The following is a 19,979-nucleotide window of genomic DNA, read 5'->3' on the forward strand; positions in this document are numbered from 1 at the left end:
ATGGCTTTGTCTATGAGGGCTCGCCGATCGTCGCCGATGGGGCGGCCGCGCCGTTTCCGTTCGATCCGGTCGTTTACAAGCCGACGACCACGCCTCGGTGCCCGTCTGCCCAGCACGTATCTCAAGGACGGGACGGCGCTGTACGATCGGCTCGGTACGCACTTCACGCTGATCGATTTCCGCGGCGCCGGCCTGTCACCCTTCGTCGATGCCGCGGCGCGACGACGGATCCCGCTGTCGATCCTGCAACTCGACGAGCCCGATCTGAAGGGCGTCTATGGCCGGGACATGCTGCTGGTGCGCCCCGACCATCACATCGCGTGGCGCGGCACGGGCGGCAAGGCGCCCAATGCCGACGCGATCCTCGCAACCGCTCTCGGCTGGGGAGGCGAGCGGTGAAGCCGCTGCATGCCCTCGTGATCGGCGCCGGCATCGGCGGCACGGCCGCCGCCATTGCGCTGCGCCGGGCTGGTCTCGAGGTTTCCCTGTTCGAGCAGACCATGGCGCAACGTGAGGTCGGCGCAGGCATCCAGATCAGCCCCAATGCCTCCCGGCTGCTGCGTCGCTACGGGCTTGGCGATGCCATGGCGCACGCCGCCGTGCGTCCCGCCGCGGTGGTGTTTCGTCGCTGGCAGGACGGCCGTGTGCTGGGGCGCGAGGAATTGGGCGACGTCCTCGAGCACCGCTACGGTTCGCCCTACTACCACTTCCACCGGGCGGACCTCATCGCCCTCCTGGCGGACGCGTTCGGCCGCAAGGAGATCAAGCTCGGACGCCGTCTGATCGATGTCGAGCAAGACGACAGCGGCGTGACCGCGCATTTTGACGATGGCACGTCCGCGCGCGGCGATCTGCTGATCGGGGCGGACGGAATCCACTCCAGGGTTCGTGAGTGTCTGTTCGGCGAGGAAAAGCCGAGGTTCTCGGGGCAGATCGCGTATCGGGGGCTCGCGCCGGCCGAACGTGTCGCGCATCTCGACCTGCCGCTCGATGTCACGAACTGGGTGGGGCCGGGTGGACATTTTGTGCACTACTTCGTCGGCGCCGGGCGCTTTCTGAATTTTGTCGCGGTGAGCGAAGCGGCGACGTGGACGCGGGAGCAGTGGTCCGACCGTGGTTCGATCTCCGATGCCGTGAAGATCTATGAAGGGTGGCATCCGCAGCTTGCGACGATCCTCAACGCGGTCGACGAGACATTCAAATGGGCGCTGTTCGATCGCAATCCGTTTCCGGAATGGACGCAGGGGCGGATCGCGCTGCTCGGGGACGCCTGTCATCCCATGCTGCCGTTCATGGCACAAGGTGCCGCACAGGCGATCGAGGACGGCGCGGCGCTGGCGGCCTGCCTGAAACACACAGCCTTCGACATTCCGTCCGCGTTCCGGGCCTACGTCACCTTGCGCAAGCCGCGTGCGACTGAGGTGCAGGAGAGATCCCGCGCCAATTCTACGACCTTCCACATGCCTGATGGACCGCAGCAGCTCGAAAGGGACCACGTCCTCGCCACGCGCGGCGTGCGCGGCAGTCCTGAGGCAATGAACAGACTTTATGGCTACGACGCAGAAGCCGTCGCGGCGACGCTGGAGGAAAAACCATGACTCGCGCTTTCCAAATCGCCTATGTCGATCTCGATACGCCTGCCGCTGAGCAGGAGTTCGCCTATTATGATCAAGTGATCGGCGCAACTCCGACCGAGCGCGGCTCCGACGGCCGCATTTATTTCAGCCTCGGTGTCGATCACCACAACATCACGATCAAGCCGGCATCTGAAAAACGCCTCACCGCGCTGGGCCTCAGGATCGGCCAGGAGGCGGTCGACGAGACCATCCGCTCGTTGCGCGATCTCGGACTTTCTGCGGAAAGAAAGAGCGACGTGCGGCCGGGCGTTCCGGATCTGGTGGAGGTCGTCGTTGCCGGGCACACGCTTCACCTCGTGCCGGAGATGGCGATGCCCGGTTCCGGCTTCCGCACCTCGGGCGTCATTCCGACACGGCTCGGACATGTCGCCCTGATGGCGCCGGAGGCGGACAAGCTGATCAAATTCTGTTCGGCGATCGGGTTTCGTGCGACCGATTGGTTCGAGGGAATAGCCACGTTCCTGACCTGCAACCACGATCATCACGTGCTCAATATCATCGCGGCACCGGAGGCCCGTGTTCATCATCTCGCCTTTGAGCTGCGCAGCCGCACCGCGCATCACGATGCGGCGGATTTCCTCGCGACGACAGGCCATCCGATGCTTTGGGGCCCGTCGCGGCACACCGCGGGCCACAACCTCGCCTCCTATCACTACGACCCCAGCCGCTTTCTGATCGAGCTCTACTCCGACATGGACGTGCTCGTTCCAGAACTCGATATTTTCGAGCCGCGGCCGTGGCACCAGGCATTTCCGCAACGTCCGCGCGTCTGGACGATCGATCAGCTGACGACGTGGGGAACCCGTTTCGAATTCGACCTGAAGACGGCGTAGCGCCCGGCCGATTGCCGATCGAAAACCAAATCGCGAGGAAGCAGATGCCACGGCACGCGCACGAGGCGAGATCCGCTTGTTTGGGTGTCGCGCTGACGATCGCTATCGGCTTGGCCGTTGCGGCGCCAGGCTCGGCTCACGAGGAGAAGCGCTACGATACCGGCGCATCCGATACAGCGATCAAGATCGGCAACACGGCTCCTTATAGTGGACCGCTGTCCTCGAACGGCATCATCGCCAGGACGGAAGCCGCCTACTTCAAGATGATCAACGATCGGGGCGGGGTCAACGGCCGCAAGATCGAGTTCATCTCCTATGATGATGCCTATAGTCCCCCGAAGACCGTCGAGCAGACCCGCAAGTTGATCGAGAGCGACGAGATGCTGCTGCTCTTCAATCAGCTCGGTACGCCGACCACCATGTCGGTCATCAAATATGTCAACGCCAAAAAGGTGCCGCAGCTGTTCATCGCGGCGGGCGCAACCGTGTTCGGCGACCACAAGGCATATCCCTGGTCGATGGGCTTCCAGCCGAGCTACCAGAGCGAAACGCGCATCTATGGGAAATACCTGCGCGAAAACTATCCCAACGGAAAGATTGCCGTGCTGTCGTCCAATGACGACTTCGGACGAGACAACACCAAGGGCTTGAAAGACGGTCTTGGCGAAGCGGCCGGCAACATCGTCGCCGAGGTCACGTATGAGACGAGCGCACCGACGATCGATTCCGAGCTTGTGAAGCTGAAATTCTCAGGCGCGAGCATCTTCGTCAATTTCGCCTCCGCGAAATTCGCGGCCCAGGCCATCAAGAAAGCCGCAGAGATCGGTTGGAAGCCGGTGCAGATCCTGCATGGAAACTCGCAGTCGATCAGCGCCGTGCTGAAGCCCGCCGGCCTCGAGAACGCCAGGGACATCATCACCGCAGGTTACAGCAAGGACCCCGCGGATGCGGCCTGGAAGGACGACCCCGGCTTGAAGAGATTCTCCGATTTCATGGCCGAGCACATGCCGGGCGAGGACAAAGACAACTCTTACGTGGTTTATGGATACAACGCTGCGCAGGCGCTGGTCGACGTGCTCAAGCAATGCGGGGATGACCTGACGCGCGCCAACGTCATGCGGCAGGCCGAGGCTTTGAACGGGGCTCACCTCGACATGCTGCTTCCGGATATTGCGTTGACGACATCGCCAAGCGACCACTATCCGATCGAGCGAATGCAATTGCAGAAGTTCGATGGGCAGAACTGGGTGCGATTTGGCTCCGGTGTTGAGGGGACGCTGGACAAGAGGTGACAGGGCACCGGCGGAGGTTCGATAGGCAAAACTGTTGCTCCGTCGCCGATACGCGCTCCCTGAACTGCGATTAACCCTTGCTTAGGCGCGGCTAACTACCTTGCAAGCAAAGATTGCAAGGGCCAACGAATGTCACTTTTTGAGAACGCGCCGGATCGCACGCTTCCGGTGGTATCGCGTTCTGCCGATGATACGCGCCTGCTGCCGTTCCTCAGCGTGGCGACGGTGTTTGTATCCGCGTTGCTGCTGTTCCTGATTCAGCCGATGTTCGCGAAAATGGTGCTGCCGAAGCTCGGCGGCGCGCCTTCGGTTTGGTCGGTGGCGATGGTGTTCTTCCAGGCCGTCCTGCTCGCCGGCTATGCCTATGCACATCTGCTCGGCCGGTTGTTCGGGCCGCAGCGCGCGGGCCTCGTCCACCTGCTCCTGCTCGCCGTCACGGCCATGACCTTGCCGATTGCGATCGCGCCCAATTGGGGTGCGCCGCCCGCCGATGGAACCGCGCTCTGATTGTTCGGACTGTTCGCTGCGTCAATCGGCCTGCCGTTCTTTGCATTGTCGGCGAGCGCGCCCTTGCTGCAGAGCTGGTTCGCCGGAAGCGGCCATCGCGATGCCGACAATCCCTATGTGCTCTATGCCGCATCGAATCTTGGCTCGTTCGCGGCCCTGTTTGCCTATCCCGCCGTTGTCGAGCCACTGCTGGCGCTGAATATGCAGACGAGTATCTGGTCGTTCGGCTTTGCAGTCCTCGCGCTGCTCGTCACAGCGGTTGCCTTCGTGCTCGGACGAGGCAACGGTGCCGTGAAGGTGACGCCGACGCCGGAGACATCGGTCGTCAGCGTGGCCGACAGGCTGCAGTGGATCGCGCTTGCGGCCATTCCGTCCGGGCTGGTCATCGCGGTGACCGCGCACCTGACGACCGACGTCGCGGCAGCGCCCTTTCTCTGGGTTATTCCGCTGGCGCTCTATCTGTTCACCTTCGTTGTCGTGTTCCGCGACCGGCCGTGGATCAGCCACGCGACCGTGGTGCGTCTCGTTCCGTTCGCCGTGGCCCCCCTTGCGATCAGTCTGGTCGGCGCCAAGGTGTTCTGGGTCACGACGATCGTGCTCCACCTCGTCGTGTTCACGCTGTTGGCGCTGCTCTGTCATGGCGAGCTCTATGCCCGGCGTCCGCACCCGCAACGCTTGACCGAGTTCTTCCTGTGCACCTCGTTCGGCGGTGTGCTGGGCGGCGCCTTCGCGGGACTGCTGGCGCCGCAGATATTCTCCGGCAATTACGAATATCCGATCCTGATCGCGCTCGCATTGCTGGCGCTGCCCGGCATGTTCGCAGGCGGTGTGCGCCAGACGCTGATCACGGCGTTGCCATGGCTGGCGGTGGCGATCGCGTTCGCCATGGTCTGGTACGTGACGCAACTGCAGCTGCCGGCCTCCTTCGAGCTGCCGTTCAGTGCCTTGCTGGTCCTGCTTGCGGCCGGCATGATATTTTTGCGCCAGCGGCCGGTGTCATTTGCGGGGTTGGCGGTCGCCGGCCTGATGCTGACGACGTTCTGGCGTCCGGGCATGGCCCCGATCGAGACCGCGCGCAGCTTCTTCGGGGTCCATACCGTGGTCGACCTCGCGGATGGCCGCGCGCGGCTGCTGTACCACGGCAACACGATGCATGGCGCGGAGCGGTTGCGGAACGACGACGGTACGCCAGTCGTCGGAACGCCTCAGCCTCAGAGTTACTACTATCCAGGCAGCCCGCTGGCTGAAGGGGTTGCGGCGGCACGCAGTGCCCGCAGCAGCTTCGAACGAGTTGCGGTCGTCGGTCTCGGCACCGGCACGCTCGCCTGCCTCCGTCGCGGTGCAGAGAACTGGACGTTCTTCGAGATCGATCCCGAGGTGATCCGGATCGCGAGCAATCCAACCCTCTTCACTTTCCTGTCGCGCTGCGCGCCGAAGGCCGGCCTCGTGCTCGGCGATGCGCGTCTCACACTGCAGGCGTCACTCGATCGCTACGACCTGATCGTGCTGGACGCCTTCTCGTCCGACAGCATTCCGGTCCACCTGCTGACGCGTGAAGCGATCGCCGGCTACGTGTCGAGGCTGGCGACGCACGGGGTCGTTCTCGTTCATATCTCCAACCGCCATCTCGATCTCGCGCCGATCATGGCGAATATCGCGCAGTCCCAGGGGTTGATCGCACTCTTCAAGGAAGGGCATCCCGCCGGCGACGTCATGACCACGCTCAGGACGGCGTCCCGGGTGGTGATGTTTGCGCGCACGCCAGAGGATGCGGGCGAGGCGGCCCGGCATTGGGCCGCCATGTCGCCGGATCCGGCCAGCGCACTCTGGACGGACGATTACTCGAATCTCCTTGGCCCCATGCTGCGGGCGAAGTTCGGCTCCTGACGCGCTCATGACAAACAGCATCGGCGCCCCGCGATAGGGGCGCCGATGTGTGAGCCAGGCCGCTCGGCTTGCCCGGTCACGGTGTACTGGTGCAAGCCGTTTGGTGCGTTGCGCCGCTGGAGCCAGTGCTCCTTGCGGCTTCACTTGATCTTCAAGGCCTCGACACCTTCCTCACGCACCGCCTGGAGGCTGCGCGGATTGAGGTCGAGCGCACGAAGGATCGTCGGCGCGATCTGGGTGGTGAAAGCCGTCTCCTCGACGACCCTCGCATGCTTGATGTGCGGCGACGAGAGCAGTAGCAGCACGTTGCGATCGTCCTTGGAGAAGCCGCCATGCTCGGCGAGCTTGCTGCCGCCCGTGCAGATGACGCCATGATCGGTGATGGCGATGAAGTCCGGCACCCGGCTGTTGTGGAACGGATCTTCATAGAGCCTGGTCAGTTCGTCGCGGTCGAGCAGCTTCTGGATATGCAAATCGGCGGCGTGGGCGAGGATGTAGGCCTTGGCATCCGCGTAGTAGGGATGGCCGGTCGCCGGATTGGTCGCCTGCTGCAGCTCCGGCGACAACCACACCAGCGCCTCGTCATCGCAAATCTCGAAGCCGTTGGTGCCGAAACCGGGCGCCTTGCTGTACAGCGCGTCGGAGATCGCCACGCGGTCCTTGACGTCGATCGGTGACTGGCCGTGCTTGGCGCTGACGATGATCAGCGTCGAATCGTAGAGATTTTGTGTCTTGAGCTCGTTGACGAACTTGCCGAGCGCGTCGTCCACGAACTGGAATTGCAGCGTGAGCGCATTACCGGGCGTCGCCTTGCCGTCGGCATAGCCGCCGACGAGCGATTTGTCGGCATCGGCGTGGCCGGCCTTGGCGAGCTTCTGACCGACGCTGACCGCCTGGAAGTTCATGCCGAAAATCGCGGGCACCGCCTGGCGCTGGGTTCGCGAGCCGTCATAGCCGTCGATCCAGTTCAACACCGCCTTCACCTTCAGCGAGTCGTAGGAGCGGACGCCGGTGTAGCTCGTGGTGTAGTCGTCGCCGGGCTGGGCGCCGGGATCGATGGTGTCCTGCGAGTTGATCTCCGGCGTGAAGAGCTCGTCGAGGCCCTTGCCCGACGGGCCCGCGAGGTCCTCATAGGCCGGATGCTTGTCGGACCAGGCCGTGCGCATGCCGGCCTCCTTGATGACTTCGAAGACCGTGTTGGTGCGCACGTAGTCGTGGGGATAGACCGGCACGCACTGGCCGTTCACCAGCTTGCGCTGCATGTGGTCCGGATCGAGCTGGGTGTAGACCTGACCCAGCGTGCCGCCCGCGGTGTAATCGGCGACCAACCCGCTGGAGTAATTGTAGGTCTTGTCGAGCGCTTCGAAGTTGGTGAGCTCGGTTCCCGCCGGGCCCACGCACCCGGGGTCGCTAAGGCCCTGGCTGGTATAGAAGGCTTTGGCCGGATATTCGGTGCGGTCATAGCTGTCGTCGTAGAACAGGCCGCCGCCCTTCGGCGTGGCGCCCGTCACCTGCGCGAGCATGCCGGGAAAGCTGTCGGATGGCGCGGTGGTCAAAGCGTTTGGATAGACGACGCCCTTTCCGGTGAGCTCGGCGAAGTTGCCGCCGGGGCGGCTTTCGACCCAACGCTTCAGATCGACGGCGTGCATGCCGTCGACGCTGATCAGCAGGACGTGCTTGTAGCCGTGTCGCTGCGAATGGTCGTTGTCGTCATCCGCTTGCGCGACGGCGACGCCGCAGGCCAGCATGGCTGCCGCGATCGCGGCGGTTGACAGGAAATAGTCACGAAAGCCACTCATGAGTTCGCCCCTTTGATTTTTCGGTAAGTTTGGAATCGCCTGCGCTGGCCGCGACAACTTGTCGCGGTCAATTGACGGTGGGATGACGCTTTCTTGCGAGTTCGATGACTGTGGTCGGGGCTGACCGGCATCCGATGATCGCTGGATTTGCCCAAGGTGGGGTTGCGCGCCGGCGGGGCGAGGCCGCGCAACGGCTAGCTCGTGCCGTTCACGTCACAGGTGCGGCGGCCCGCCTGGTACTTTGCATGGGGTTGTTTTCGATATTTTCGCTGGGAGGCGGCCGCGAGTCATTCAGATCGAGCGACGTCGCGCAAATGCCGTTCGATCACGGCGTCGACCTCGTCCGGGTGATCGACCTGCGGCAGATGTCCGGCGTCGGCAATGATCGCCAGCCGGCACCCAAGCATCGCCGCGAGTTCCGTCATCGGCTGCACCAAGAGCTGGTCGTTTGCGCCGACGATCATCGTCAGCGGCACCTGCATTTTCTTCACGCCGTCGAGATAGGCGAGGGACTGGATCGCACGGGCGCAGCCGATGAAGCCTTCAGGGGCGGTCTCGTTGATGCAATCGAGCAGCATTGTATTGATCGCCGGATGCGCCGCGAGAAAAGCGCGTCCGAACCAGCGCTCGGCGGTCGGCGCCGCCAACGGCGCGATACCTTGCGCTTGCACCAGCGCGATGCGGTCGTCCCAGGCGGCGGCGAAGGGCGGCGGCGCATCCGCCCGTGCCGCGATCACGCACAGGCTGAGGAGGCGGTCGGGATGGCGCACGCCGAGACCGAAGGCGGTCATGCCGCCCTGGGAGACGCCGATCACGTGCACTTGGCTGATACCGAAATGATCGAGCACCGCGATCGCATCCGCGACCAGATCGTCCATGGCATAGGGGCCGCGCGGCGCCTCGGATTGTCCGTGACCCCTGCTGTCGAGCGCGAGCACGCGATGGCCGCGGGCAGCGAGTGCGAGCGCTTCGCGATGCCAGATCGCACTGCTGGTCAGGATCGAATGGCACAGCAGCACCGGCGCGCCACGCTCGGAGCCACCGACGCGGACGCTGAGCCGTCCGGCCGGCGACGGCACATCGTGCCGAACAAAGCTCTGCCATGCGGCCGATACGATCGGAGCCGGATCAGTCGACAAGGCCCATCTCCGCGAACACGTCCTTGGCGATGCGGAAGCTGTCGAGGCCGGCGGGCATGCCGCAATACACCGCGATCTGCAGGAACACTTCGCGCAGCTCGGCCTTGCTCAGTCCGTTGTTGAGTGCGCCGCGGATATGCACCTTGAGCTCGTGCGGCCGGTTCAGCGCCGCGATCATGCCGAGGTTGAGCAGGCTGCGGCTGCGCTTGTCGAGGTCTGGGCGATTCCATATCTCGTCCCAGCAATATTCGGTCGCGAGCTTCTGGATCGGCCAGTTGAAATCGTCGGCTGCCTTCAGCGATCGCTCGACATAGGCATCGCCGAGCACGGTGCGGCGGGTTTGCAGCCCGCGTTCGAACTTCTCGCCGCGGGGGTTTGCGTCGGTCATGGTCTTCTCCGATTGAATTGAGGTCAGGCCAGCGCCGGCTCGGCGAGCGGCGTGGTCCAGGCGTCGTAGCCGTAGACCCAGTCGGGATCGGTCGGGTTCTTCAGCCACGTGTTGGTGCGCGAGCTCGCCTGCACACGCGAGGCTCTCGGCTTGCGCGTTGCCTCGAAGCGGCGGAAGGCCTCCGAGACGCCGTCGCGATCGACGCCCCTGAGGCAGCGCGACAGCACCGCGGCATCCTCGATCGCCATCGCCGCGCCCTGCGCCATGTACGGCGTCATCGGATGGCAGGCGTCGCCGAGCAGCGTGATGTTGCCCTCGCTCCAGCGCGGCAGCGGGTCGCGGTCGACCAGCGCCCATTTGTGCACCGACGGGCAGGATTCGAGCACATGGCGGACCTGGGGATGAAAGCCTTCGAACGCCTTGCGTAATTCGACGACGTCGCCGGTGGCCGACCAGGATTCCACGGTGAAGCCGGGCTCCGGCTGGCTGGTCACGAAGTAGACCTCGCTACGGTCCGGCTTGACGTAATAGATGACGATGTGGCGATCCGGCCCCCACCATTTGGTGCAGTCGTCGATCGGATAGCCGTTGAGCAGCGCTGCCGGGAATACGGTGCGATAGGCGATGCGGCCGGTGAAGTTCGGCTCGTCGCGGCCGAACAGCCGCTCCTTGACGAAGGAATGCACGCCGTCGGCCGCCACCACGGCGTCGACCGTCGTGCTGTGACCGTTGGCAAATGTCAGCGCCACCGAGCGGTCCGCGCGTTGCTCGATTGCGGATAGCTTGTGGTCGAGGCGAACGAGATTCTCCGGCACGGCGCTGGCGAGCGCCGCATGCAGATCACCGCGATGCCCGAGCAGATAGGGCGCGCCATAGCGCTCCTCGGCGGCGGGGCCGAACACCATGTCGAAGCGCACCTCGCCGGTGTCGTATTCCTTGTTGTTCCAGGACCTCGGATAGAACGCCTCGCGGCGCAGCATCGGCTCGAGGTCCCAGGCCCGCATCACCTTCATGGCGTTGCAGCCGATCTGGATGCCGGCACCGAGCCGCGTGAAGCGCTGGGCCTGTTCGTACACCGTCACGTCAACCCCTGCGCGGCTCAGCGCCGCGGCGGAGGCAAGTCCGCCCATGCCGGCGCCGATCACCGCCACCGAAAGTCTGCTCATTGTGGTTCCTCACAGCTTGCGCCGGCTGACCACCGGCTTCCCTGCCGTTGTCGGTCAAAGCGGGATGCGCCCGCAAACGAGTAATGCTGACGGAGCGTGAGGTGGGCTCACGCGGTGCGCCGTCAACCGCGTCCCGCCGTCGCCGGCCTGTGAGCTGAGGTCACGCTGCCTGAGCTTAACTCGTTTGCGCTTCAGCCAATCGCCCGCCAACGTCCCCGCTGCCGCATTGGCGCCTGCCGATGATCTCTCCCGCGCGGCCAACATCAAAGACTCCCGAGGATCGACGCCCATGTCCACGATCACCAATGACGGCGCCGCCCGTCTCGACGCTGTCGCGACGCCGTGGCATGCGCGTCTCTATGTCCAGGTGCTGATCGGCATCGCGCTCGGCGTCCTCGTCGGCTATCTCTGGCCGGATGTCGGCGCGGCGCTGAAGCCGCTCGGTGACGCCCTGATCAAGATGATCAAGATGGCGATCGCGCCGATCGTCTTCCTCACCGTGGTGCACGGCATTGCGAGCCTCGGCGACATGCGCAAGGCTGGACGGATCGGCGTCAAAACCCTTGTCTATTTCGAGATCGCCACGACAGCGGCGCTGATCATCGGCCTTGTTGTCATCAACCTGGCGCGCCCCGGGGTCGGCATGCACGTCTCGGCGGCTTCGCTGGATTCCCGGCTCATCGCCTCCTACGTGACGCAGTCGCACGAGCAGACCGTGGTCGGCTTCCTGATGAACGTCATTCCGTCGACGGTCGGAGGCGCGTTCACCAGCGGCGATACGCTCCAGGTGCTGTTCTTCGCGGTGCTGTTCGGCATCGCCCTGCAACGCTATGGCGAACGCGGCAAGCCGGTGCTGCAGGCGATCGAGAGACTGTCGAACATCCTCTTCATCCTGATCGGCATGATCATGCGGATCGCGCCGATCGGCGCGTTCGGCGCCATGGCCTTCACCATTGGCAGGTACGGCGTCGGCTCGATCGTCGCACTATCGCACTTCATGCTGGTATTCTATCTCACCTGCCTGCTGTTCGTGATCGTCGGGCTCGGCATCGTGTCGCGGCTTGCCGGCTTCAGCATCTTCAAGCTGATCCGTTATCTCCGCGAAGAGCTGCTGCTGGTGCTCGGCCTGTCAGGCTCGGAATCGGTGATGCCGCGCTTCATCGACAAGATGAAGGCCGCCGGCTGCGCGGAATCCACCGTCGGCCTCGTGATCCCGACCGGCTATACGTTCAATCTCGACGGCACCTGCATCTATCTCACTATGGCCAGCGTGTTCCTTGCGCAGGCCACCGATACGCCGATGTCGCTCGGCCAGCAGATCGGTCTCGTGGTGGTCTGCCTCTTGACGTCGAAGGGCGCGGCCGCCGTGCCGGGCAGCGGCTTCATCGTGCTCGCCGCAACGCTGGGGTCGATCGGCCACGTTCCGGTGGCAAGCATCGCACTGCTGCTCGGCATCGACCGCTTCATGTCGGAAGCGCGTGCGCTGACCAACTTTATCGGCACGGCGGTGGCGACCGTGGTGGTGGCGCACTGGGAAGGTGATCTCGACCGCGTGCAGTTCGTCCGCGCCCTCGACAATCCGGACGCCTCCACGCTATCCTCCTGAGTTCTCCGGAGATGCAACAGGATCATGAGAAAGTTGCCACCGCTCAACGCGGTGCGGACATTCGAGGCGGCCGCGCGGCATGTCAGCTTCACCAAGGCCGCTGAAGAGCTGCTCGTCACCCACGGCGCCGTCAGCCGCCAGGTCGCGCTTCTCGAGGACTGGTTCGGCGTCAAGCTGTTTCGCCGCGCTCCCTCGCAACTAACGCTGACCGCGGCCGGGCAGATCTACTATCGCGAGGTCACGGCGATCCTCGATCGGCTTGCGCTCGCCTCGATGGACATGAAGGCGTACGGCTCGCCGTCGGTGCTGCGGGTCAGCGCGCCGCCGACATTCGCGATGCGCTGGCTGATCCGCCGCATCGCGTCGTTCCAGCGCATGCGCGCCGATGTCGAGTTGCGGCTGCTCACCTCGATCGGGCCGCTCAACGTCAATGACCGTTCGTTCGACGTCGCGATCCGCGGCAATGTCGGCGAACCGGTCGGCTGGATGTCGCAGCACTTCATGACCGAGCTGATCGCGCCGGTCTGCCATGTCGACCTGCTGACCCGCGGGCGGCTCGCCACCCCCGATGATTTGCGGCATCACACCCTCATCACCTATCTGACCGAGCCCTACGATTGGTCGCGCTGGCTCGCCCAGGCCGGCGGCGAGATGAGTGCGGATCAGGAGACACTGCGGTTCGAGCAGATGTTCTTCGCGCTGCAGGCGACCATCGATCGCATCGGCATCGGGCTGTTTCCGCTGTTCCTCGTGATCGACGAGTTGATAGCGGGCCAGCTCTGTCTTCCGTTCGGCGACCTCGGCCTGCGCAAGCGCGAGTACCGTTCGTTCTATCTCGCCGACAATGAAAGCGCCGGCGCCATCGCCGACTTCACCGCATGGCTCGCCGACGCCGGGCGCGAGACCGAGCAATTCATGCTGGACTGGGCCACGTCGAAGGGCTGGAGCTTCTAGGCGAGCGGCTCTATGACAGACGAGGGGGAACGCACATGCCCAACATCTCTCGCCGGCCATTCCTGCAACTCGCGCTCGGCGCGGCGACATTGCCGTTTGCCTCCCACGGCGCGCGCGCCGAAACCATGGCGCGCCCGATCACGATGATCGTGCCGTTCGCCGCAGGTGGACCGACCGACGTGCTGGCGCGGATCCTCGCCGAATACATGCGCAATACCCTCGGCCATCCCGTCATTATCGAGAATGTCACGGGCGCCTCCGGCACTGTCGCGGGCCTGCGCGCCTCGCGCGCGGCGCCGGACGGCACCACGATCACGATCGGGCATTGGGGCACGCATTGCCTCAACGGCGCGATCTATCAGCTGCAATATGACGTGCGCGAATTCGCACCGATTGCACTGATCGCGAGCGGACCGCAGCTCATCATCGGTCGGCCCGATCTGCCGGCGAAGAATCTGAAGGAGCTGATCGCCTGGCTCAAGGCCAATGGCGACAAGGCCACCGCCGGCACGGCGGGCCCGGGTTCGGGCGCGCATGTCGCGGGCGTGTTCTTCCAGCAGCTGACAACGACCGACTTCTCGTTCGTGCCGTATCGCGGCGCCGGTCCAGCGCTGAACGATCTGATGGCCGGGCATATCGACATTATGTTCGATCAGGCCTCCAACTCGCTGCCGCAGGTGAAGAGCGGGACCGTGAAGGCTTTTGCGGTGACCGCATCATCGCGGCTCGCATCGGCAGCCGAGATTCCGACGGTCGACGAGGCCGGATTGCCGGGTCTCTATATTGCGTACTGGCATGGCATCTGGGCGCCGAAGGGCACGCCGGCCGATATCGTGTCTGTTCTGTCGAAGGCGGTGATGTCGGCGCTCGCCGAGCCCGTCGTCCGGCAACGCTTCGCGGAACTCGGGCAGGAGATCCCGTCACCGGACAGGCAGACCCCCACCGCGCTGCGCGACCATCAGGCCGCCGAGGTCGAGAAATGGTGGATCATCTGATTTGACACGTGTTTTTGATGAGCCCCGATCCGGGAGTCGTCGCCTTGAAAAGCCGGATCATGGTCTCATATGTTCGATCGTACATATAAGAGTGACGATGACTGATCCGAGTAAATTGGTGGCGACGTTGGCTGCCAGGCCCAAGGGACGCCGCAACAAGGACATGCCGGACGGCCGGCAGGCCCTGCTGATCGCCGCGACCGAGGCCTTTGCGGTCCAGGGGTTCGACGGCGCCGACCTGCGCAGCGTCGCGGCAGCGGCGGGCGTCGCGCCGAATCTCGTGCGCGTGCATTTCGGCAACAAGGCCGCGCTGTGGGAGGCCTGTCTCGACCGCATCGCGGTGCTCGCAACACCGGCGATGGCCGAGGTGCAGGCGATCGCAGCCGACGCGAGCCGTTCACTCGGCGACAGGCTGCGTGCGCTCATCATCCGGGTCGCGACCTTCTATGCCGCCTATCCGGATGTCCGGAATTTCGTGGTTCGTCGCGGTGCCGAGAGCCCGGAGCGCGCCACACTGGTAACCGAGAAGCTGTTGCGCCCGGCGTATGAGTCGGCGCGCGATCTTTTCCAGGCCGGCATCGATGCCGGCATCATCCGCAGCAGCCATCCGGCGCTGTTCTTCGCGCTGCTCAACGCCGCGCTCAACCAGCCGCCGTCCTTTCCGATGCTGCTCGGTCGGATCGCGCCCGAGATCGATCCCGCGACCGCGTGGACCGAGCTGCTCGACACGACGATCGCAACGCTTCTGCACCTGCCGCCGTCGCAAGCCGGCGCTGAACCCGCCGCCGGCAACGGCAGCAAGCCGCTGTCGTGACATCCAGTCTCGACCAACATTTCAACCTGCCAGTAAGAGAGTGATCCATGAAACTTCGTCTTGCCATCGTGCTTTTCGCCGCAACGATTGCGCCCGCGTTGGCCGAGTCCGGACCGAACGAATCGATGCAGCGTCAAGCCTGCATGGGCGACGCGGTCCGCCTGTGCGGCGCCTACATTCCGGACCGCGGCCGGATCAGGGACTGCATGGCCGCGCAAGTCGAGCAGCTCAGCCCGTCATGCCGCGCGGTGTTCGATGCATCGGTGCAGGCCGAGCGATCGCCGACAGCTCGGCGTTGATCCGCGCCGCCGGTTCCAGAATCATGCGTCCAGGCAACAGGTCGCAGCCAACAGCGGTTGCCCGAGGAGCTGTCCTCTCAAATCCGTGAAAACACCCCCTTCCGTTAACCTTTGATTAACCATGCGGTCCGATTGTTAACCATTCGACAAGACAACCGAGTCAGAGGCGATGGACGCAACTCCACAGGTGGCACGTCAGCAGGTCCGCATGCGCGGCCGTTCCTACGTTGCGTTCGTTTTCTCGCCCGTCGTGCCGGTCGTGTCCTGGCTCGCCGAGATCGACGCGACGTTGGGGAAGTCGCCGGGCTTCTTCGCCGGCAAGCCCGTGGTGCTGGACCTCTCGGCGGTCGACCTCAGCCAGGCCGCGATCGCGCATCTGGTCGGCAGCCTCGCTGAACGCAACATCCGCATCCTCGGCATCGAGGGTGTCGACGAATCCAAGCTCGGCGCCAACCTGCCGCCGCTTCTGACCGGCGGCCGCGCCTGCGCGATCACCCATGTCGAGCCGAAGACGCCGCCGGCGCAGGAAAAGAACAAAGACAAGGACAAGACCAAGCTGCCGTCGCTGCTGCTCGAGAGCCCGGTGCGTTCCGGCCAGTCGATCGTGTTTGCCGAGGGCGATGTCACCGTGCTCGGTTCGGTCGGCTCCGGCGCCGAGATCGTCGCGGGCGGTTCGATCCATGTCTACGGCACGCTGCGCGGCCGCGCGATGGCCGGCATCAACGGCAATTCGGCCGCCCGCATCTTCTGCCAGAAGATCGAGGCCGAACTGCTCGCCATCGACGGCTACTACCAGACCGCAGATGAAATCGACGACGGCTTGCGCAACCGGCCCGCCCAGGCGTGGCTCGAGGGCGAAATGCTGCGCATCACAGCTTTGAACTGATCGACCACAAGGAGAGAGAGAATGGCCAAGGTATTGGTCGTGACGTCTGGGAAGGGCGGGGTCGGCAAGACGACCTCAACCGCCGCGCTTGGCGCGGCGCTCGCGCAAATGGGCCAGAACGTCGTCGTCATCGATTTCGACGTCGGCCTGCGGAACCTCGATTTGGTGATGGGCGCGGAACGTCGGGTCGTGTTCGACCTCATCAACGTGGTGCAGGGCGTCGCCAAGCTGCCGCAAGCTCTGATCCGCGACAAGCGGATGGAAAATCTCTGGCTGCTGCCGGCGTCGCAGACCCGCGACAAGGACGCGCTGACCGAAGAGGGGGTCAAGCGCGTGATCGCAGACCTCAAGACCAAGTTCGACTGGATCCTGTGCGACAGCCCGGCCGGCATCGAACGCGGCGCGACGCTCGCGATGCGCTATGCCGACGAGGCCATCATCGTCACCAATCCGGAAGTGTCGTCGGTGCGCGATTCCGACCGCATCATCGGCATGCTGGATTCCAAGACGGCCCGCGCCGAGCGCGGCGAGCGGGTCGAGAAGCATCTTTTGGTCACCCGTTATGATGCCGCCCGCGCCGCGCGCGGCGAGATGCTGTCGATCAACGACATCCTGGAAATCCTTGCCACACCGCTGCTCGGCATCGTCCCGGAGAGCCAGGACGTGCTGCGCGCATCCAATGTCGGTTGTCCGGTCACGCTGAACGCTGCGAGCAGCGCGCCGGCGCGGGCCTATACCGACGCGGTGCGGCGCCTAATGGGCGAGGCGGTGGAGATGACCGTGCCGGTCGAGCGCAAGGGGCTGATGGACCGGCTGCTGCGACGGAGGGCGGCATGATGAACGTAATGCGGCTGTTCGGCGGCCGCTCTGCATCGGCGCCCGTCGCGCGGGAGCGGTTGCAGATCCTGCTTTCGCATGAGCGTGGCCGGACCGGCACGCCGGACCTTCTGGAGATGCTCCGCTCGGAAATCCTGGGCGTGGTCTCCAAGCATATCGACGTCGATCCCGACAAGGTCGTGGTCAAGATGGACCGAGGCAAGTTCGTCTCGATGCTTGAAGTCGACATCGAGGTTCCCAACGGCGTGCAACGATCAAAGATGGTGGCGGCCACATGACAGCAGACAGCGACAGTCACATCGCCTGGCAACGCGCGCAGCTGAAGAAGCTGCGCGCGGCGTTGAAGGCGATCGAGGTCGATCAGCTCGGCAAGGCCAATTGCGGCCGTGCGACGCAGATGACGATCGACGAATTACAGCGCAAGATCGGCGAGTCCGGCCGCTGCATCGCCGAGTACGAACGCCGGACCCGTCGTCCGTTGGCAACGGACCGCGGCAGCCTCGCCAGCGTCAGCTGGACGCACTGGAACGCCAACATGCCGATGGCCAAGGCGCAGCGCCATCGCGCGTGACGGAGACACCAAGTCCGGTCATTGCGAGGAGCGGCAGCGACGAAGCAATCCATGCTTCAACGTGTGCGGCACGATGGATTGCTTCGCTTCGCTCGCAATGACGGGGAGAGAGCGGCGCGCTACAGCAAAAACGCCAGCGCGGTCTCGCAACTATCCTCGACCTTGAGCGTGAGCAGCTCGTCGGCGCGGGTGCGGCCGAGATTGACGGCGGCGATCGGCAAGCCGCGCTGCTCTGCCATCCGGACGAAGCGAAAGCCGGAATAGACCATCAGCGAGGAGCCGACGATCAGAAGAGCGTCCGCTTGCTCGAGATGCGCCTGCGCCGCCGCGACGGTATCGCGCGGTACGTTCTCGCCGAAGAACACCACGTCGGGTTTCAGCACGCCGCCGCAGGCCTCGCAGGCCGGCACCACGAATGACGAAAAATCCTGCTCGAGATCGGCATCGCCGTCGGGGGCGTCAGTGGCATCGAGCGTGAGCCAGGCCGGATTCAGCCGCGCCAGTTCGCCTTGAAACTGCTCGCGCGGCATCGTCGCGCCGCAGCCGAGGCAGCGCACCACATCGAGCCGGCCGTGCAGGTCGATCACGCGCTGGCTGCCCGCGGCCTGGTGCAGGCGGTCAACATTCTGGGTCAGCAGCAGCTCGCAGCGGCCTTGTTGTTCGAGCTTCGCCAGTGCGCGATGCGCACCGTTCGGCGCCGCGCGGCCGAACCGCCGCCAGCCGACCATGCTGCGCGCCCAGTAGCGCTGGCGCGTCGCCGCCTCACCCAGAAATGCCTGGATCGTCACCGGCGGCGTCCGCTTCCAGTTGCCGTCACTGTCGCGATAATCGGGAATGCCGGAATTGGTGCTGCAGCCGGCCCCGGTCAGGACAAACAGGCGCTGGTGGCCGGCGACGAAATCCTCGAGGGCGGGGTGCTGCATGGCAGCACATCTAGTGCTGAGAAAGCGCGTGCGCCAGACCCGCTGCGCCGCTGGCGGAATGCCAACCTCAACGCGCAGGCATGACGAACACCTGGCCGGGATAGATCAAATTGGGATTGCGGATCTGCCGCGAATTGGCCCGATAGATCACCGCGTAACGCTGCCCGGCACCCAATGCGCGCTGGCTGATCCGCCACAGGCTGTCGCCGCGCGCGACGGTGGTCGTGGCGATCTTCGGCACGATCACGGCGGAGGGTGAGCTCACTGCGGCGGTGGTTGCCGCCGCGAGCTGCGGCGTGGTCCCATCCGTACGCGCGGACGCCGCTGCAGGTACCGGGATCGATGCGGTCGTCGTCGTGTCCGGAACGTTGAACGGCACCTCGGCCCGCGCGCGGACCTTGCCGGAGCCAAGGTCGACGTCGTCAAGCCGGATCCGATAGTCGCCGGTCGTCACGCCCTTGTTGATCGTGACCGAGAGGTGCCCAGTCGCGTCGGCCGTCGCGGATGTGATCAAGCTGTCGTTGAGATAGAGCCTGACGGTCGCGCCGGGAGTTGCCTGAGCGCTGACATGGAGCTTGCCGCCCGGTTCGGCCTGGACGGCCTCGACAGCGACCTTGCCGGACGCCGGTGAGGTGGGCGCAGGTTGCGACAGCACCCGGATCGGCTTGTCCGGCGCCATCAGCGCCACCATCGGCCGCTCGCTGGCCGCAGCATCGAGCGCCACGGCTACGCTCTGCTTGGAGGTCACCTGCTTGCCATCATGCGTGATGCGCAGGGTCAGGTCGTAGTTTCCCGGCGGAAGCGGGTGCGGCACCATCACGAACTGGCCGGACTTGTCCGCGACGGCGCGATCGTGCACTTCGCCATTGCGCAGCAATTCCACCGTCGCGCCGGGGAGCGCCCGGCCGGCGACAACGGTCGCACCGGTCGGCTCGATGTTGACGACGTCGAATTCCGGCACCGCGTTGCCGTCCGGTGTCGGCGACGGTCCTGCCAACGCGTTGGCCAGCGCCGCGGTCTCGGTCTGCGCCCTTGCCAGCGCAGTCTTGTCCTGTTTTGCCGCGTCCTGGTCTTGCGCGGGAGCCGCTGGCGCTGTCGCCATCAACCGCGTGCTCACGCCCAGGATCTGCTGGGTTTGGTGAATGCCGAAGATGAACGCAGCCGTGCCGCCGGCCGCAAGTGCCAGCAACGGTATGGCCAGTCGCATCGCCGTGACGTTCATGACAGTCATCCCCGGATGAATCTACCCGCGCAGCCGCGCGGGCGACCCTGCAGCCCTGTGGGGAGGTTCGGGAGAGACTGCGCCGATTTGCGCGGCCCATCAAGTCGAATGAAAGTACTACTCCTCTCGGGCGGCTCGCCCGAGCTGCAACGGCCGAGTTGATTTCCCGCTTGCACTCCGGGATGCTCGCTCACGGTCCGCGGCAGGTGGCCTGCGCCGATTTT

21 protein-coding genes are annotated in these 19,979 nt (G+C 64.9%); 15 read left to right on the top strand and 6 right to left on the bottom strand.

From position 1 onward, the window contains the following. Positions 1–36: 36 nt before the first annotated feature. The 6 genes from ACVIGA_RS23895 (at position 37) to ACVIGA_RS23920 (ending at position 6,156) form a co-directional block, all read left to right on the top strand. Positions 37–399: an aromatic-ring hydroxylase C-terminal domain-containing protein gene (locus ACVIGA_RS23895; protein ID WP_456670874.1), complete on the top strand. Its 363-nt coding sequence runs from the start codon at positions 37–39 to the stop codon at positions 397–399. Next, a complete protein-coding gene (locus ACVIGA_RS23900; RefSeq protein WP_456670875.1) occupies positions 396–1,598 on the top strand; it encodes an FAD-dependent monooxygenase in 1,203 nt (400 codons plus the stop codon). Before ACVIGA_RS23895 ends, ACVIGA_RS23900 begins: the two co-directional genes overlap by 4 nt. Beyond that, positions 1,595–2,470 carry a VOC family protein gene (locus ACVIGA_RS23905; RefSeq protein ID WP_456668217.1) on the top strand — a complete coding sequence of 292 codons (876 nt, stop codon included), beginning with the start codon at positions 1,595–1,597 and terminating at the stop codon, positions 2,468–2,470. Before ACVIGA_RS23900 ends, ACVIGA_RS23905 begins: the two co-directional genes overlap by 4 nt. Positions 2,471–2,514: 44 nt before the next feature. After that, positions 2,515–3,762 (top strand): ABC transporter substrate-binding protein, encoded by a 1,248-nt coding sequence (locus ACVIGA_RS23910; protein WP_456668218.1) that lies wholly within the window; start codon positions 2,515–2,517, stop codon positions 3,760–3,762. Positions 3,763–3,891: 129 nt separating this feature from the next. Next, entirely contained in the window at positions 3,892–4,269 is a 378-nt protein-coding gene (locus tag ACVIGA_RS23915; protein ID WP_456668219.1) for a hypothetical protein, read from the top strand. Further along, positions 4,270–6,156, top strand: a complete 1,887-nt coding sequence (locus tag ACVIGA_RS23920) for a spermidine synthase (protein WP_456668220.1) — start codon at positions 4,270–4,272, stop codon at positions 6,154–6,156. A 140-nt stretch (positions 6,157–6,296) separates the two neighbouring features. Here the strand turns inward: ACVIGA_RS23920 and ACVIGA_RS23925 are convergent, their stop codons facing one another. The 4 genes from ACVIGA_RS23925 to ACVIGA_RS23940 all read right to left on the bottom strand — a co-directional run bounded on the left by ACVIGA_RS23925 (position 6,297) and on the right by ACVIGA_RS23940 (position 10,648). Then, on the bottom strand, positions 6,297–7,955 hold the full coding sequence (locus tag ACVIGA_RS23925; RefSeq protein ID WP_456668221.1) for an alkaline phosphatase family protein: 1,659 nt from the start codon (positions 7,953–7,955) through the stop codon (positions 6,297–6,299). Positions 7,956–8,242: 287 nt separating this feature from the next. Further along, positions 8,243–9,094, bottom strand: a complete 852-nt coding sequence (locus ACVIGA_RS23930) for an alpha/beta fold hydrolase (protein WP_456668222.1) — start codon at positions 9,092–9,094, stop codon at positions 8,243–8,245. After that, positions 9,084–9,482, bottom strand: a complete 399-nt coding sequence (locus ACVIGA_RS23935; protein WP_028341542.1) for a carboxymuconolactone decarboxylase family protein — start codon at positions 9,480–9,482, stop codon at positions 9,084–9,086. Before ACVIGA_RS23935 ends, ACVIGA_RS23930 begins: the two co-directional genes overlap by 11 nt. A 23-nt stretch (positions 9,483–9,505) precedes the next feature. Beyond that, a complete protein-coding gene (locus tag ACVIGA_RS23940) occupies positions 9,506–10,648 on the bottom strand; it encodes an FAD-dependent monooxygenase (RefSeq protein ID WP_456668223.1) in 1,143 nt (380 codons plus the stop codon). A 289-nt stretch (positions 10,649–10,937) separates the two neighbouring features. Here ACVIGA_RS23940 and ACVIGA_RS23945 point away from each other — a divergent pair, with 289 nt between their 5' ends. The 9 genes from ACVIGA_RS23945 to ACVIGA_RS23985 all read left to right on the top strand — a co-directional run bounded on the left by ACVIGA_RS23945 (position 10,938) and on the right by ACVIGA_RS23985 (position 17,610). After that, positions 10,938–12,254, top strand: a complete 1,317-nt coding sequence (locus tag ACVIGA_RS23945; protein WP_456668224.1) for a dicarboxylate/amino acid:cation symporter — start codon at positions 10,938–10,940, stop codon at positions 12,252–12,254. Positions 12,255–12,278: 24 nt separating this feature from the next. Then, entirely contained in the window at positions 12,279–13,208 is a 930-nt protein-coding gene (locus ACVIGA_RS23950; protein WP_223974593.1) for a LysR substrate-binding domain-containing protein, read from the top strand. Between the two features lie 125 nt (positions 13,209–13,333). Continuing rightward, positions 13,334–14,203 (top strand): tripartite tricarboxylate transporter substrate-binding protein, encoded by an 870-nt coding sequence (locus tag ACVIGA_RS23955; RefSeq protein ID WP_456670876.1) that lies wholly within the window; start codon positions 13,334–13,336, stop codon positions 14,201–14,203. 97 nt (positions 14,204–14,300) lie between these two features. Then, positions 14,301–15,017 (top strand): TetR/AcrR family transcriptional regulator, encoded by a 717-nt coding sequence (locus tag ACVIGA_RS23960; protein ID WP_456668225.1) that lies wholly within the window; start codon positions 14,301–14,303, stop codon positions 15,015–15,017. A gap of 47 nt (positions 15,018–15,064) precedes the next feature. Next, positions 15,065–15,316 carry a hypothetical protein gene (locus tag ACVIGA_RS23965; protein WP_456668226.1) on the top strand — a complete coding sequence of 84 codons (252 nt, stop codon included), beginning with the start codon at positions 15,065–15,067 and terminating at the stop codon, positions 15,314–15,316. A 169-nt stretch (positions 15,317–15,485) separates the two neighbouring features. Next, positions 15,486–16,202, top strand: a complete 717-nt coding sequence (gene minC / locus ACVIGA_RS23970; protein ID WP_375778147.1) for a septum site-determining protein MinC — start codon at positions 15,486–15,488, stop codon at positions 16,200–16,202. A 21-nt stretch (positions 16,203–16,223) separates the two neighbouring features. Then, positions 16,224–17,039 carry a septum site-determining protein MinD gene (gene minD, locus ACVIGA_RS23975; protein ID WP_223974601.1) on the top strand — a complete coding sequence of 272 codons (816 nt, stop codon included), beginning with the start codon at positions 16,224–16,226 and terminating at the stop codon, positions 17,037–17,039. Next, positions 17,039–17,317 (top strand): cell division topological specificity factor MinE, encoded by a 279-nt coding sequence (gene minE, locus ACVIGA_RS23980; RefSeq protein ID WP_050401856.1) that lies wholly within the window; start codon positions 17,039–17,041, stop codon positions 17,315–17,317. The genes minD and minE overlap by 1 nt, the downstream gene beginning before the upstream one ends. Next, positions 17,314–17,610 (top strand): hypothetical protein, encoded by a 297-nt coding sequence (locus tag ACVIGA_RS23985; protein ID WP_456668227.1) that lies wholly within the window; start codon positions 17,314–17,316, stop codon positions 17,608–17,610. Before minE ends, ACVIGA_RS23985 begins: the two co-directional genes overlap by 4 nt. A 119-nt stretch (positions 17,611–17,729) precedes the next feature. Here the strand turns inward: ACVIGA_RS23985 and ACVIGA_RS23990 are convergent, their stop codons facing one another. Both ACVIGA_RS23990 and ACVIGA_RS23995 read right to left on the bottom strand, forming a co-directional pair. Next, positions 17,730–18,533, bottom strand: coding sequence for an NAD-dependent protein deacetylase (locus ACVIGA_RS23990; RefSeq protein WP_223974603.1), 804 nt, complete (start codon positions 18,531–18,533; stop codon positions 17,730–17,732). Between the two features lie 67 nt (positions 18,534–18,600). Beyond that, complete coding sequence (locus ACVIGA_RS23995) at positions 18,601–19,755, bottom strand: LysM peptidoglycan-binding domain-containing protein (RefSeq protein WP_456668228.1); 1,155 nt, start codon at positions 19,753–19,755, stop codon at positions 18,601–18,603. Positions 19,756–19,979 lie beyond the last annotated feature (224 nt).

It is taken from the genome of Bradyrhizobium sp. USDA 3240 (assembly GCF_054063295.1).